Origin of the sequence: Roseicyclus marinus (assembly GCF_036322625.1) — a bacterium.
In the GTDB taxonomy this organism is placed as follows: Bacteria; Pseudomonadota; Alphaproteobacteria; order Rhodobacterales; family Rhodobacteraceae; genus Roseicyclus; species Roseicyclus marinus_A.
This window is the reverse complement of record NZ_AP027266.1, coordinates 2,209,767-2,224,835: the sequence shown is the minus strand read 5'-3', so window position 1 is coordinate 2,224,835 and position 15,069 is coordinate 2,209,767. Positions and strand designations below refer to the sequence as shown.

Genomic DNA, 15,069 nt, shown 5'->3' with positions numbered 1-15,069 from the left:
ATGACCTACAACATCATCCGCCCCGATCACGGGATGCAATCGCCCTGCGATGCGACGGTTCTGGACCGCGTGCGCGGCGATCTGGAACGCGACGGCTGGACGCTCCTGCGCGGCTTCGAGACCGACATCGCCAGCTTCAGCGACCTCACCAAGGCGCTTTGCCGCAAGATCACCTTCGACCCCGCCCGTGAATATGGCGATGCAAACACCCAGAAGGTCGATGCCGGCACCGGGCCCATCGGTCTGCATATCGAAAACGGCAACACGCCGGTCTGCCCCGATATCGTGGCCTTTTTCAGCCCCGTCGCCGCCTTCGAAGGCTCGCAGACGACCGTTTGTGACGGTCGGGCCGTCTACGAGGCGATGGACGACAGCCAGAAAGAGCGTTGGTGCCGCCCGATGACCGTCGAACGCCATCTCCCCGAAGCCTTGTGGAAAAGATACCTCGCCAACGAACATCCCGCGATCTCCCGCCCCGAGGAAGTCACCCCCCGCCATGTCGAGGAATTCCGGGCCGCGATCCCCAATCAGGATTTCGACCTGCTCGAGGATGGCGGCATCAATTATCGGCTTACGGTGTCGCCGGTCCGCGCATCGGCGCTGTCGGGGGGCTTGGGATTTGCCAATGCGGTTCTGGGACCGTCGCACAATTACGCCCCGCCCCGGTACCGGCTGGACGGCAGCGACGAGGTCGGCCCGGACGAGGTCGAGACCCTGCGCGAACTGGCCGAAACCTTCACGCATGAGATCAACTGGCAGGATGGCGACATTGCCGTGCTCGACAACACCCGCGTGATGCACGGCCGTCGTGCCATCGTCGACACCAACCGCCAACTCTTCATCGGCATGGGCAACCTGTGATCGCCCTTGCCCCCGCATCCCTTGGACAAATTTCGGAGAAACCCAACATGACACGCATCTGGACCGCCATCTTCCTCACGGTTCTCTCGGTCGGCCCCGCCTTGGCCGACCCGATCGAAGGGCTGTGGCGCACCGCGCCTGACGATCACGGCGATATCGGCTACATCCGCGTCGAGCCCTGCGGGGCCACCTTTTGCGGCACCCTTGAGCGTGCCGAGAATGCCTCGGGCGAGGCCATCCAGCCCGACACTATCGGCCGGTTGATCGTCTGGAACCTCGCGCAAGAGGCTGCAGGCGAATACGAGGGCCGCATCTACGCCCCTGACCGCGACAAGGAATACATGTCACGCCTCGAGCTTTCGGGCGACGCCATCGAGGTCAACGGCTGCGTTCTGGGCGGCATCATCTGTCGTAACGGGGGCAACTGGACACGGGTCCAGTGATCCGAATTCCATCCTGATGGCGCCGCCCGGCGGGCGCATCTTGCTGACGGGCCATCCTATGGAGCGGCCCGTCAGGCTTGTCTTGTGGGCGTGGATGACGCAAAGCTTGACCAAGACAGGCATGCCGCAGCAAACGGGCGGCACGAGCGCGACGACGCGGCGCCCAAAGGCCGCGCGCAACCAAGACGGACAATGCAACCCAAAACCCTGAAATATGTCACTCTTTTCCTCGTCGGTGGTGTCGCCTTCTTTCTCTTCGACGTGGCAAGCGACATCTACGAACGCCTTGTCGCCAACAACGCGCCCGACCTGCTGGAACTGATCCATCTCCTGTTCGAGATCCTCTCGGCCGCTGCCCTGATGTTCGCGATCCGCATTCTCTTGCGGGAAATGAAAAGCCTGCGCGAACACAATGATCGGCAATCCCGGTCGCTCCTGTTCCTGCGGGGCGAAATGGACACTTTCGTGCGCGGCAAGTTCCAGGAATGGAACCTCAGCCCCGCCGAAAGCGACATCGTGATGTACATGCTCAAGGGTCTGAGCATCGCCGACATCGCCAAGGCCCGCTCGACCGCCGAGGGGACGGTCAAGGCGCAGACCACCAACATTTTCCGCAAGACCGGCGTCTCGTCCCGGACCGAGTTGATGAGCGTCTTCATGGATGAATTTCTCGATGTCGGGGCGACATTCGAACCAAACCTGCCCTGACCAGGCCTTGGGTTTTTCAAGGTGTCGCTGCTGCACCTGACCCACGCATCACGACCCCAAGGTCCGGCATGGTTCCTGCGTCGCGCGCGGCCGCGCTCGGACCCTCGCCAATTGCACGGTCGGTATCGTGAGCTTCTATTGCGCGGGCATTGATGGCCCCGCCACAGGGATGGCCGGATCGACGGGCCGCTGCCACGAACGGTATCGGGCGGGCCCTCCTCGTGCCGGGAGGACCAAGGGAGCCTTCGCGTCTTGCCGCGTCAATCGCAACGAAGGCTCATCCCCCCATCAACCACCAGTTCCGTTCCCGTGATGAATCGGGCCTCTTCGGAGGCGAGAAACAGCGCCGCATTGGCGGTATCGCGCCCGTCGCCCATCCATCCCATCGGGATGCGCCGCACCCTCGACGCGAGCAAGGCCTCGACATCGCCGCCCATGCGTTGGCCCGCCAGCCGGGTCTCGACCATGGGCGTGTGCAACTGGCCCGGCACCACCGTGTTCACCCGGATACCGCGTGCCGCATATTCCACCGCGACCACGCGGCTGAACTGGATTACGCCCGCCTTGGCCGCCGCATAGGCGCTTTGGGCGGCGCCGGTCCAGCGGATGCCAGAGGCAGAGGCAAGGTTGACGATGGCGCCCGCGCCCTGCGCCGCCATATGCGGCAACACGCTCCGGCAGGTCAGGTAGACCGAGGTCAGGTTGACGTCGATCTGGCGGTGCCATGTGGCCTCGTCCATCTCGACCGGGCCGCCGCGGGCCGATCCCCCGACATTGTTGACCAGGATGTCGATGCGCCCATGGCGGGCAAGGCAGGCCGCGACCATCCCCTCGACCGCCGCGCGGTCCGTCACGTCGCACAGATGCGTCTCGATCTCGCCGCCGACCGCGCGGACACGGTCGATGGTTTCGGCCATGGGAGCCGCCTCGCGGTCGATGGCAAAGATCCGCGCGCCTTCTTCGGCGAAGCGGACGCAGGTGGCCCGCCCGTTGCCCCAGCCGGGACCGACGCATCCCGCGCCGGTGACGATGGCGATCTTTCCCTCGAGCCGTCCCGCCATGCTGTCCTCCTTCAGCCCAGTTCCGGGGCGTGGCCCTCGGGCGGGGGCACGCGAAAGACGTTCAGGGTGATGGAGATGAGCGAATAATAGCCCAGCACCCCCACCAGATCGACGACCTGTCCCTGACCCAGAACCGCGACCGCTTCGGCATAGAGCGCATCCGGGACCTGCCGTGTTTCCAGAACCGAGCGCGCCACCGCATGGACGATGCGTTCGGCCTCGTCGGCATAGGGGGGAAGGGCATGGGTGCGGATCGCCTCGACCACCTCGGGGGACAGGCCTGCCTTCAGGGCCTCAGGCTTGTGGGCCGCCCATTCGTATTCGGCGCTCCAATGGCGCGCCATGGTCAGGATCGCCAGTTCGCTCAATCGCGGCGGCAAGGAGCTGTCATAGCGGCAGTAGCGTCCCAGTTCCTGCGCGCGGGCGGCCAGTTCGGGCCGGTGCAGCCATATGGCAAGGGGACCGCGCACATTGCCGCGCGGCCCTGATGCGATGGCATCGTGGATCTCGCGTTGGCGGGGGCTGTAGCTTGCCGGATCGGGTGCCTCGAGGCGCTGGATCGTGTCGCGGGTCACTGGGGGGTCCATCCTTCGGGCTTTGGCTTGTCTGGACGGGTTATGGCGCTGCGCGCGCACAAGGGGAACCTGACCAATCGTCGGGCTGCGCGAAACCGAGGTCCGTTGTAGCGCGTCGGTCCGAGGCTAGACTTGCCCAAACCACGCGGAGCCTGTGACCCATGCCTGATGCCTTTATCTGTGCCTATATCCGCACTCCGATCGGGCGCTATGGGGGGGCCTTGGCCTCGGTCCGTGCCGATGATCTGGGGGCGGTGCCGATCCGGGCGCTGATGGCGCGGCATGATCTTGATTGGGCGGCGCTCGACGAGGTCGTGTTCGGCTGCGCCAACCAGGCGGGCGAGGACAACCGCAACGTTGCGCGGATGTCGGCGCTTCTGGCCGGTCTGCCCGATACCGTGCCGGGGACCACGATCAACCGGCTGTGCGGTTCGGGGATGGATGCGGTGATGACGGCAGCGCGCGCCATCGCGGCAGGCGAGGCGGATCTGATCCTTGCGGGTGGCGTGGAAAGCATGTCGCGTGCGCCCTTCGTCATGCCCAAGTCGGAAAGCGCCTTTGCCCGCGCCCCCGTGATCGAGGATACGACGATCGGCTGGCGGTTCGTGAACCCCGTGATGCGGGCGCAATACGGCGTCGACAGCATGCCGGAGACGGCGGAAAACGTGGCCGAGGATCACGGGATTTCCCGTGCCGATCAGGATGCCTTTGCACTTGGGTCGCAGATCAAGGCAGGGGCAGCCATCGCGGCCGGCAGGCTGGCGCAAGAGATCACGCCGGTGACGATCCCCCGTCGCAAGGGTGATCCCCTTGTCGTGGATGCGGATGAACATCCAAGACCCGATACAACACCCCAGATGCTGGCCAAGCTGCCCACCCCGTTCCGGCCGGGCGGGTCGGTGACGGCGGGCAATGCTTCGGGCGTCAACGACGGGGCGGCAGCGCTTGTCATCGCGTCCGAGGCGGCGGCGCACAGACATGGCCTGACACCCGTCGCGCGCATCCTCGGGGGGGCGACGGCGGGTGTCGCGCCCCGGGTCATGGGCATCGGGCCTGTGCCCGCATCGCGAAAGCTGATGGCGCGGCTTGGACTTTCACAGACCGATTTCGACGTGATCGAGCTGAACGAGGCCTTCGCAAGCCAGGGGCTGGCCACGTTGCGCGCGCTGGGCATTGCGGACGATGATCCGCGCGTGAACCCCAACGGCGGCGCCATCGCGCTTGGTCACCCGCTTGGCATGTCTGGCGCGCGGATCGTGGGAACGGCGGCGCTTGAACTCGCGCTGACCGGCGGCAAGCGTGCGCTGTCGACCATGTGCGTGGGCGTAGGCCAAGGCATCGCCCTGGCCATCGAGCGGGTGTGAGTCGCCAATTTGCCTAACCAGAGGTTATCCGATCACCACAATCGGTCACTTTTCTTTACCGGTGATCTGGCTCGATAACGCGATCATCGGCGGTGCAAGACCTGTCTGCCGCCAGAGGAAGGAGCCCCGACGTGACATCCGCACTGACCCAGGACGAGGTCGAGCTTGCGCATGCCGTGCGCCGCTTCGCCGAGGGTGAACTGGCCGCCGGCGCCTTGGGCCGCGCCCATTCCAGCGCCTATCCCTGGGATGTGGCCGGCAAATTGGCCGAGATGGGCATGCTGGGCATCACCATCCCCGAGGCCGATGGCGGCATCGGCGGCACGTTGATGGATGCGGTCATCACGATCCAGGAACTGGCGATGGTCTGCCCCAAAAGCGCCGATGTGGCGCAGGCGGGCAATTTCGGGCCGATCCGCACCTTTGCGGAATTCGCCACGCCTGCCCAAAAGGAGCGCTGGTTTCCCGATCTGCTGGCCGGGCGCAAGCTGATCTCGCTGGGCATGAGCGAACCCGATGCGGGATCGGCCGTGACCGAGCTCAAGACAACTGCGCGGCCCGATGGCGATGGCTACATCCTGAACGGGTCCAAGGTGTTTTCCACCCACAGCCCGCATGCCGACCTGTTCCTGATCTATGTCCGCTTCGGGCCGGGGACGGGCGGCATCGGCTCGGTTCTCGTCGAACGCGGGACGCCGGGCTTCACCATCGGCCAGCCCGCCCCCTTCATGAGCGGGGAGGAATGGTGCCCGCTCTATTTCGAGGAATGCCGGATCCCGGCCGAAAACCTGCTGCTTGGTCCGGGCGGGTTCAAGAAACAGATCGCGGGCTTCAATGTCGAGCGCATCGGCAACGCCTCGCGCGCGCTGGCCTTGGGGCGGCACGCCTACGAGGTGGCGCGCCGCCACGTCACCGAGCGCAGCCAGTTCGGCCGCCCCCTGTGCGAGTTTCAGGGCCTGCAGTGGAGCTTCGCCGAGATGATCGTGAAGCTCGAGGCGGCGCAGCTGTTGCTCTATCGCGCCGCGCGCGACGGCGATGTCAACGGCCTGCCGTCCGCCTTCGACACGGCGGTGGCAAAGCTCGCCTGCAACGAGGCCGGTTTCGAGGTGGCCAATGCCGCCATGCAGGCCATGGGTGCCTACGGCTATTCCACCGAAAGTCTCGTGGAATATTGCGTCAAGCGCACGCGTGGCTGGCAGATCGCAGGCGGGTCGCTGGAAATGCTGAAAAACCGTATCGCGGAACATGTGTTCGAGCGCCGCTTCGACCAAAGGGCGTCGTGATGGCGGATACAGGCTGGCACGATGCGCTGCTGCGCCCTCGAAGCGTGGCCCTGGTGGGGGTGTCGGACGATCCCGCCAAGACCTCGGGGCGACCCTTGCGCTTTCTCAAGGCGGCGGGGTTTGCCGGGCGCATCCATCCCGTCAATCCCAACCGCGATACGGTGCAGGGCATGCCTGCGTTTCGGCATCTGTCCGACCTGCCCGAGGTGCCCGATCACGCCTTCGTCCTGACCGGTGCCGATGCCGCACTTGACGCGTTGGAGCAGTGCGAGGCGATGGGCATTCGCGTCGCCACGCTCCTTGCCACGGGCTTTGCCGAAGCCGGTGCCGCCGGGGCCGCCAATACCGGGCGGCTGCGGGCGCTGGTGGCGCGCGGGCGGATCCGGGTTCTGGGACCATCCTCCATCGGCTTGGCGAACCTGCACCACGGCATGGCGCTGACCGCGAATGCGGCCTTTGCCGAACCCGAACCGCCCAAGGGGGGGCTGTTCGTCGCCTCCCACAGCGGCAGCCTGATCGGCGCGCTGATGTCGCGGGGCAAGCGCAAGGGGTTGGGCTTTGCCAGCCTTGTCTCGGTGGGCGGTGAACTGGACCTGTCGATCGGGGATGTCTGCATGGCGGGTCTGCACGATCCTGCCGTCACCGGTTTTCTCCTGTTCCTTGAGCATATGGGCCATGCGGATCGGTTGCGCGCCTTCGCCGAGGAAGCTGCGCGTCACGGCAAACCCGTGGCTGCCTTCAAGCTGGGCCGGTCCGAGGCCGCCGCCGAACTGGCGCAATCCCACACCGGCGCGCTTGCGGGCGAAGATGCGGTGGCCGATGCCTTTCTCGCGGCCTGCGGCATCGCGCGGGTCGAAGGCTTCGAGACCCTGCTCGAGGTCGCGCCGCTTCTGTCGCGCGTGCCCCCTGCCACGGCCCTGCGCCGGGGGCGTGTCGGTGTCATCACCACGACCGGCGGCGGGGCGGCCATGGCGGTCGACCAGATGGCGGCACGCGGCCTCGATATCGTGGCTCCGACCGAGACGACCCGCGCACGCCTGCAGGAGGCAGGGATCGAGATGGAGCCCGGTCGCATCCTCGATCTGACGCTGGCAGGCACGAATTACCAGGTGATGCGCGCCGCGATGGACGTGTTCCGCAGCGCGCCCGAATACGATTACGTTCAGGTCTGCGTGGGGTCGTCGGCCCGGTTCAATCCCGATCTGGCGGTCCAGCCTGCGCTGGATCTGATCGGGACACCGGGCCATCCCTTCGGTGTGTTCCTCGTGCCCGACGCGCCCGGTGCCGCGCAACGACTGGCCGGAGCGGGTGTGCCCGTTTTCGAGGATCCCGAGACCTGCGCCGATGCGGTCGCCGCCGCCCTTGCGCGCCGCCATCCCAACCTGCCGCCCCCTGCACCCATGCCAACCCACGGCGCAGAACGACTGCTGGACGAGGCCGAGGCCTATCGCCGCCTGCAGGGCGTTCCCGTGGCGGATTGGGTGGCGCTCGATGCCGCGATGCCGCCCGGTGACTTGCCGTTCCCCTTTCCGGTCGTGGCCAAGGTTCTCGATGCGGCGATCCCGCACAAAAGCGATGTCGGCGGCGTGCATGTGGGTCTGAAGACGCCGGAAGACCTGGCGTCGGCCATCGCGTCCATCCGCGCCGATGTCGCCCGCGCGATGCCGGGGCATGCCGTCACGCGCGTGCTCGTGCAGCGCATGCGCGCAGGCGTGGGCGAGGTTCTGGTGGGCCTGCGCCGCGACCCGCAGATGGGCCCGGTCGTCATGCTGGCCGCGGGCGGCATCTTTGCCGAGATCACCCGCGACAGCGTGGTGCGGATGGCCCCGGTCGATCTGGACACCGCGCAGGAGATGATCGCGGACCTGCGCTACGCCCGGATACTGGCCGGGGCGAGGGGGCGCGCGCCCGGCGATCTTGCCGCGCTCGCGGAGGCGATCGTGACGCTTTCGCGGCTTGCCGCATCGCCCGATATCGTCGAGGCCGAGATCAATCCCCTGATCGTTCTGCCACAAGGGCAGGGCGTGGTGGCGGTGGATGCCTTGGTTCGGATGAGGTCGTGATGGCAGGTTCCGTGCATCTGGAAAGGGACGGCCCGATCGCCGTGCTGGTCATCGACAACCCGCCCGTCAACGCGGGCTCTCATGCCGTGCGCAAGGGCCTGCTTTCGGCGATCGCGACGGTCGAGGCGGACGAGACATGTACCGGTGCGGTGCTGATCGGGGCCGGGCGCAGCTTCATTTCGGGCTCGGACCTGCGCGAATTCGACCTTCCGCTTGATCCGCCGCAGATGCCGCAGGTGATCGCGGCCATCGAAGGGGCCACCAAGCCCTTTGTCGCGGCGCTGCACGGCGCGGCCTTGGGCGGCGGCTATGAGCTGGCGCTGGGCTGTGACGCGCGCGTCGCGGCGCAAGGGACCGTCATAGGCCTGCCCGAGACCGCCTTGGGCATCATTCCGGGCGCGGGCGGCACGCAGAAACTGCCGCGGCTCGTGGGTCGGCCCGAGGCGATCCGCCTGATCGCCGGGGCAGTGCGCGTTCCGGCCGAGCCTGCCCTGGCGCTGGGCATGATCGACGCGCTTGCGACCGGCGATCTCCGGGCCGAGGCTGTGGCCCTGGCCCTGAGCCTTGCGGGCGAGAAGCGGCGGGTCATCGACCGTCCCGTCCCCGAGACAGAAGGCCTCGAGGAGGCCGTGGCAAAGGCATCCCACCGCGCGCGACCCCATGTGCTGGCGGCCATCGCCCATGTTCGCGCCGCGGGCAATGGGCCCGTGGCGGATGGGCTGGCAGCCGAACGCGCGACCTTTCAACACCTGCGCACGGCACCCGAGGCGCGCGCGTTGCGCCATATCTTCTTTGCCGAACGCGAGGCCGCGCGCGGCAACCCCGACCGGCGCGCGAAACCCCTGCCCATCGACCGGCTGGGCGTGATCGGCAGCGGCACGATGGGCGCGGGCATCGCCACGGCGATCTTGCTGTCCGGGCGGCCCGTCTGTCTGGTCGATGCCGACGCGGCGGCGCTCGACCGGGGCATCGCGCGGATCGACGAGGCGCTGGCCGGCGCGGTCCGGCGTGGAAAGCTGACCGTTGAGACCGCCGCCAAAGCCCGCGCGCGGCTGCAGGCGGGAACCGATCTGGCGGCCCTTTCGCCTTGCGATCTGGTGATCGAGGCGGTTTTCGAGGATGCAGGTGTCAAACAGGCGCTGTTCTCGCGGCTCGACACCGTGTTGCGGCGTGACGCGGTTCTGGCGACCAACACCTCCTATCTGGACATCGATGCCATGGCGCAGGCCATCAGCCACCCCGAGCGCGTCATCGGCCTGCATTTCTTCAGCCCGGCACATGTGATGAAGCTCTTGGAGATCGTGCGCGCGACGGCAAGCAGCGATGCGGCGATGGCCACCGGTTTCGCGGTCGCGAAACTGCTGGGCAAGCAACCGGTCGAGGCGGGCAACGGGTTCGGTTTCATCGGCAACCGGATCTACGCGGCCTACAGGTCGGCGTGCGAATTCATGCTGGAGGATGGCGCGCTGCCCCATGAGGTCGATGCCGCGCTGGAGGATTTCGGCTTTGCGATGGGGCCCTTCAAGGTCGCGGATCTTTCGGGTCTCGATATCGCCTGGAACATGCGCCGCGCGCAGGCCGCCACGCGCGACCCGCGCGACCGCTATGTCACGATCCCCGACCAGCTCTGCGAGGCGGGACGGTTCGGCCGCAAAACCGGTGCGGGCTTTTACCGTTACGAGGGCGGCAACCCGCTCCCCGATCCGCAGGTCGAGACGCTGATCCTCGCAGCCTCCGACGCCAAGACCATCACGCGCCAGGCGCTTCTGCCCCAAGACATCGTGCTGCGCGCCATGGCGGCCATCGTGAACGAGGCGGCGCTGGTCGTGGCGGACGGGATCGCGCTCTGCCCCGGCGATATCGACGTGGCATTGGTGAACGGCTACGGCTTCCCGCGCTGGCGCGGGGGGCCGGTGCATTGGGCCCTTGAGCAAGATGGGCCGGCACTGGCGCAAGCCTGCGCCGATTTCGCCGCCATGGCAGGGCCGGGACGGCGCAAGGGCGACCTTGGACACTTACGCACAAACGGGAGAGTGACGCGATGACCGGTCTGCAAGAGGCGCTGACAGCCCTTTGGGCGCCCGAAAGCGTCGCCATCGTGGGGGCCTCCGCCGATCCCGCGAAAACCGGCGGGCGTCCCGTCGCCTACCTGCACAAGCACGGGTTTTCGGGCGGCATCTGGCCCGTCAATCCGCGCGTGGCCGAGATCGACGGCCTGCCGTGCTACGCCTCTGTCGCCGACCTGCCCGGCGCGCCCGATGTGGCCATCGTGCTTCTGGGGGTCGAACGCGCCGAGGCTGCGGTCCGCGATCTGGCGGCGCGGGGCTGCAAGCTCGCCATCGTTCTGGCCAGCGGCTATGGCGAAACCGGCGCGGAGGGCAAGGCCCGGCAGGATGCGCTTCGAAAGGCTGCGGGGAACATGCGGCTCCTTGGGCCCAATACGATCGGGGCGATGGACCTGTCGCGCGGTATCGTGCTGTCGGCCAGCGGCGCCCTTGAATTGCGCGACATCCCCGTGGGGGGCATCTCCGTCGCCTCCCAGAGCGGCGGCATTCTGGGTGCGCTCCTGTCGCGGGGTGCTGCGCGCGGGATCGGGTTCCGCCGCCTCGCCTCGACCGGGAACGAGGCCGATCTCGATATCGCCGATCTGATCGCGGCCTATGCCGCCGATCCCGGCACGAAGGTCATCGCCGCCTATGTCGAAGGCATACGGTCCGTCGACCGCTTCCGCGCCGCGGCGCTGGCTGCGCGGGATGCGGGCAAGCCATTGGTGGTCTACAAGGTCGGGCGGTCCGGTGCGGGCGCGCGCGCGGCCGTGTCGCACACCGGGGCCATGGCGGGCGAAGACCGGGTCTATGATGCGCTCTTCCGGCAGGTGGGGGCGATCCGTGCCCAGAGCTTTTCCGACCTGCTGGACCTGCCCGCGATGCTGGCCAGCGGACGGCGGCTGGCGGGCGGGCGCATCGCCATCCTGACCTCGACCGGCGGGGCCGGCAGCCTTGTCGCCGACAATTGCGGGATGCTCGGGCTGGAGGTGCCGGACCTCGATGCCGCCACGGCCGACACATTGGCGGGGCTTCTGGGCCATGACGCCCCGATGACCGGCAACCCGGTCGATCTGACGCTTGCAGGGGTGGAACCCGCCATCATGACCGCGGCGACACAGGCGCTTCTGGATGCGCCGGGGATCGACGGGGTGGTGGTCGTTGTCGGATCGTCGGCGCTTGCGCGCCCCGACGTGGCGGTGGGCGCGATCCGGGCAGGGGCCGCGGCAAGCCAAAAGCCCCTGATCGCCTATGTCAGCCCGCATGCCCCCCATATCGTCGACCTCTTGAACCGCGAAGGCGTGCCGGCCTTTGCCGCGCCCGAAACCTGTGCCACGGTCCTCAGCGCGGCGCTGCCGCCGCCGGCGCCGGGGCCAGCGCTGCAGCCCGTGGCCACCTGTCCCGACAATCTTCCGGGCGGCACCCTGACGGAGGTCGAGGCGCGCGCGCTCTTTGACGCCTTTGGCCTGACCAGTGCCCAAGGCCGGATGGTGCAGACCGCGACCGAGGCCCAAGAGGTTGCGCGCGATCTGGGCGGGCCGGTGGTTCTGAAGCTGGTGTCGCGCAGGATCTTGCACAAATCCGACGTGGGCGGCGTGCGGATCGGCCTGAGCGCCGAAACCATCGGCGCGGCGCTCGACGACATGGCGCGGGGGCTGGCGGCACAGGGCTTGCCCCGGCCCGAGGGATATCTCGTGCAGGCGATGGTCACCGGCGGGGTCGAGATGATCCTTGGCCTGCGCCGCGATCCGCAGCTCGGGCCGCTGATCTTGCTGGGCGCAGGCGGGGTGGAGGCAGAGCTCTGGGGCGACAGCACGATCCGGCTCCTGCCCCTTGCCGAGGGCGAGGCCGCCGGGATGGTGGCGGACCTGCGCATCGCGCAGCGCCTTGCGGGCTGGCGCGGTGCGCCTGCCCATGACGTGGCCGCGCTTGTCGGCGCGATCGAGGCCTTGGCCCGCATGGGCGTTGCCCTGGGTCACAAGCTGGAAGAGGCCGAGATCAACCCGCTTTTCGTCCTCCCCGAGGGGCGGGGCGTCGCGGCGGCGGATGGCTTGGTCGTCTTGCGCGAATGACCGCGTTCACGGGACGCTGAAGGTCACGCGCCAGACGCCCTGCGCCTGCACCACGGGTTCCTCGCCGACATGGGCCGTGCCGGTCAGGAACACCATTTTCGATGTCTGGCGAACCACCTCCGGCGTCATCACGACCAGATCGCCGATGCGGACAGGGGCAAGGAACTGGTGCGTGAGGCTGACCGTCGCGCCACGCACCGCACCCGTGACCTTGCGGGCCCTCTGGCCCATGGCGCGGTCGATGAAGGTCATCAACATGCCCCCATGCACCACCCCGTTGCGGTTCGCATGGAAGGGGCGCGCGATGAAGGCGACCTGCGTATCCGCGCCGACTTCGCGCCGCCAAAGCCCCCCCACATGCCCGACGAACCCGTCATCGGGGTCGAGCGTCCATCCCGCGGCGATCAGATCCTGTTCCATGCCCGTCTTGTTGCGCGCGACGGCGCGGCAGGCAAGCCATGCTCCCCGTGGCTTGAGCCTTACCGTTTGTTATGCTCGCCCGCTATTTCGCATGTTGTGCGCGGGGCGGGATGGCTCGAAGGTCATGATCAACGGGGCCTTGCCCCTGCCGGAGGGGAGTACGGCGGTGCTGGATCGCAATTACCGTGACATCTTTGCAGGCCTGTTTCTGATCCTCGCCGGGACCGGGGCGGCGCTCTATGCGCTGTCGCATTATGCGCTGGGAACGGTGTCAAGAATGGGACCGGGCATGATGCCCGTGTCGCTTGGCGTGATCCTCGCGGCCTTCGGCCTTGCTATTGCCCTGCCTGCGTGGGGTCAGCGGGGCGAGGCCGCCAATCTGCGCCTGCGGCCGATGGTGTTCCTGTCGGCGGCCGTTCTGGCCTTTGCGCTGATGATCGAGCCCTTCGGGCTGGTGCCTGCGGTCATGGTCACGACGGTCATCGCCACCCTTGCAGAGGTCAAGCTCTCGGCCAGCCGCGCGCTCCTTCTGGGGGCTGCCATGGCGGCGCTCACCTGGGGTGTCTTCATCGCGGGTCTGCGGTTGAGCATGCCGGCTTTCGACTGGCCGTTCTGATGGAACTGCTCGCGAATTTCGCCCTCGGCCTGGAAACGGCGCTCTCGCCGACCAACCTGCTGTTCTGTTTCCTGGGCGTGTTTCTCGGCACGTTCGTGGGCGTGATCCCCGGCGTCGGTCCGCTGGCCGCGATCTCGATGCTGTTTCCCATCACCTTCTACCTCGATCCCACCGCAGCGCTCATCATGCTGGCGGGCATCTATTACGGAACGACCTATGGCGGGTCGACCGCATCGATCCTGCTCAACATCCCCGGGGCGACCTCCTCGGCGGTGACCTGCCTCGACGGCTATCCGATGGCCCAGCAGGGGCGGGCGGGGGTTGCGCTGTTCATGACCACCATCGCGTCCTTCGCGGGCGGGTCCATCGGCATCATCATCCTGAGCCTGTTTTCCCCCATCATCGCCGATTACGCGCTGACCTTCGGCCCGGCGGAATATTTCGCGCTGATGGTGCTTGGTCTTGTGGCGGCCTCGACCATCGCCAATGCCTCGCCCGCCAAGGGCTTGGCCATGGTGATCCTCGGCATGCTGATCGCGACCGTGGGCACCGACAGCCAGAGCGGGGCGGCGCGCTTCACCTTCGGCTCCATGAGCCTTCTGGACGGTTTCGGCATCAGCGCAATGGCCATGGGCCTGTTCGGCATCGGCGAGATCCTGTCCTCGGTCGGTGCCGCGCGCAGCGACAAGATCGACAAGTCGAGCGCCAAGTGGAAGAACATGATGCCCACCCGCGACGACTGGCGCCGGTCCTGGATGCCGGGCCTGCGCGGATCCTCCATCGGGGCCTTCTTCGGCGCGCTGCCGGGCACCGGACCCTCGATCGCGGCCTTCATGGCCTATGCCGTCGAAAAGCGCGTGTCCAAGACCCCCGAACGCTTCGGCACAGGGGCTATCGAAGGCATCGTCGCGCCCGAGACGGCCAACAATTCCGCCGATCAGACAGCCTTTATCCCGACCCTGACGCTGGGCATTCCGGGCAGCGCCACCATGGCGCTGATGCTGGGCGCGCTGATGGTTCACGGCATCCAGCCGGGGCCGACGCTGATCGTGCAGCAACCCGCGCTGTTCTGGGGGCTCATCATGAGCTTCTGGATCGGCAACCTGCTCCTTTTGGTGCTGAACCTGCCGCTGATCGGTCTTTGGGTGCGGTTGTTGCTGGTGCCCTATCACTATCTCTATCCCGCCATTCTCGTGTTCATCTGCATCGGGGCCTACAGCGTGCGCACCAATCCCGCAGACGTGCTGATGGTGTTGGGCTTTGGGGTGCTGGGCTATGCCATGCGGCTGGCCAGCCTGCCTGCGGCCCCCTTGCTGCTGGGGTTCGTGCTCGGCCCCCTGCTCGAGATCCAGTTCCGCCGCGCGATGGTGCTGGCGCGCGGCGATTTCACCGCGATCCTTGAACGCCCGATGGCGGGCACTGTGCTGGCATTGGCCGCGTTGATGTTGGTCTGGACGGTTTTTGGGGCGGTGCAGCGCCACCGCCGCCGTCTGGCCGCAGCGGCTCACACATCGGTCGGGGGCAAGCGCTGAGGAGGGCGCGGACCCCTGAACCGTCT

General features: G+C 67.5%; 13 protein-coding genes. 10 read left to right on the top strand and 3 right to left on the bottom strand.

The window, feature by feature from the left end; genetic code table 11:
- The 3 genes from AABA51_RS10590 (at position 1) to AABA51_RS10580 (ending at position 2,012) form a co-directional block, all read left to right on the top strand.
- The gene (locus AABA51_RS10590; protein WP_338271791.1) at positions 1-861 is read left to right on the top strand and encodes a TauD/TfdA family dioxygenase; all 861 of its coding nucleotides are present in this window, start codon (positions 1-3) and stop codon (positions 859-861) included.
- A 47-nt stretch (positions 862-908) separates the two neighbouring features.
- On the top strand, positions 909-1,304 hold the full coding sequence (locus AABA51_RS10585) for a DUF2147 domain-containing protein (protein WP_338271788.1): 396 nt from the start codon (positions 909-911) through the stop codon (positions 1,302-1,304).
- Between the two features lie 192 nt (positions 1,305-1,496).
- Positions 1,497-2,012, top strand: a complete 516-nt coding sequence (locus AABA51_RS10580; RefSeq protein ID WP_338271786.1) for a helix-turn-helix transcriptional regulator — start codon at positions 1,497-1,499, stop codon at positions 2,010-2,012.
- A 260-nt stretch (positions 2,013-2,272) separates the two neighbouring features.
- On the opposite strand, the gene AABA51_RS10575 is transcribed toward AABA51_RS10580, so the two are convergent.
- Together AABA51_RS10575 and AABA51_RS10570 are read right to left on the bottom strand one after the other, a co-directional pair.
- Entirely contained in the window at positions 2,273-3,073 is an 801-nt protein-coding gene (locus AABA51_RS10575) for an SDR family NAD(P)-dependent oxidoreductase (protein WP_338271784.1), read from the bottom strand.
- Positions 3,074-3,084: 11 nt separating this feature from the next.
- Positions 3,085-3,648, bottom strand: coding sequence for a carboxymuconolactone decarboxylase family protein (locus AABA51_RS10570; protein ID WP_338271783.1), 564 nt, complete (start codon positions 3,646-3,648; stop codon positions 3,085-3,087).
- Positions 3,649-3,809: 161 nt separating this feature from the next.
- On the opposite strand from AABA51_RS10570, the gene pcaF reads away from it, so the two are divergent.
- The 5 genes from pcaF (at position 3,810) to AABA51_RS10545 (ending at position 12,475) form a co-directional block, all read left to right on the top strand.
- Positions 3,810-5,012: a 3-oxoadipyl-CoA thiolase gene (gene pcaF, locus AABA51_RS10565; RefSeq protein ID WP_338271782.1), complete on the top strand. Its 1,203-nt coding sequence runs from the start codon at positions 3,810-3,812 to the stop codon at positions 5,010-5,012.
- Positions 5,013-5,143: 131 nt separating this feature from the next.
- The gene (locus tag AABA51_RS10560; RefSeq protein WP_338271781.1) at positions 5,144-6,295 is read left to right on the top strand and encodes an acyl-CoA dehydrogenase family protein; all 1,152 of its coding nucleotides are present in this window, start codon (positions 5,144-5,146) and stop codon (positions 6,293-6,295) included.
- The gene (locus AABA51_RS10555) at positions 6,295-8,358 is read left to right on the top strand and encodes an acetate--CoA ligase family protein (RefSeq protein ID WP_338271780.1); all 2,064 of its coding nucleotides are present in this window, start codon (positions 6,295-6,297) and stop codon (positions 8,356-8,358) included. The genes AABA51_RS10560 and AABA51_RS10555 overlap by 1 nt, the downstream gene beginning before the upstream one ends.
- Positions 8,358-10,403 carry a 3-hydroxyacyl-CoA dehydrogenase NAD-binding domain-containing protein gene (locus AABA51_RS10550; protein WP_338271778.1) on the top strand — a complete coding sequence of 682 codons (2,046 nt, stop codon included), beginning with the start codon at positions 8,358-8,360 and terminating at the stop codon, positions 10,401-10,403. Before AABA51_RS10555 ends, AABA51_RS10550 begins: the two co-directional genes overlap by 1 nt.
- The gene (locus tag AABA51_RS10545; protein ID WP_338271777.1) at positions 10,400-12,475 is read left to right on the top strand and encodes an acetate--CoA ligase family protein; all 2,076 of its coding nucleotides are present in this window, start codon (positions 10,400-10,402) and stop codon (positions 12,473-12,475) included. The genes AABA51_RS10550 and AABA51_RS10545 overlap by 4 nt, the downstream gene beginning before the upstream one ends.
- 6 nt (positions 12,476-12,481) lie before the next feature.
- Here the strand turns inward: AABA51_RS10545 and AABA51_RS10540 are convergent, their stop codons facing one another.
- Positions 12,482-12,895 (bottom strand): PaaI family thioesterase, encoded by a 414-nt coding sequence (locus AABA51_RS10540; RefSeq protein WP_338271775.1) that lies wholly within the window; start codon positions 12,893-12,895, stop codon positions 12,482-12,484.
- A 124-nt stretch (positions 12,896-13,019) separates the two neighbouring features.
- Between AABA51_RS10540 and AABA51_RS10535 the strand changes: the two genes are divergently transcribed.
- Both AABA51_RS10535 and AABA51_RS10530 read left to right on the top strand, forming a co-directional pair.
- On the top strand, positions 13,020-13,511 hold the full coding sequence (locus AABA51_RS10535) for a tripartite tricarboxylate transporter TctB family protein (RefSeq protein ID WP_338271773.1): 492 nt from the start codon (positions 13,020-13,022) through the stop codon (positions 13,509-13,511).
- Complete coding sequence (locus tag AABA51_RS10530; protein ID WP_338271771.1) at positions 13,511-15,043, top strand: tripartite tricarboxylate transporter permease; 1,533 nt, start codon at positions 13,511-13,513, stop codon at positions 15,041-15,043. The genes AABA51_RS10535 and AABA51_RS10530 overlap by 1 nt, the downstream gene beginning before the upstream one ends.
- Positions 15,044-15,069: the final 26 nt, after the last annotated feature.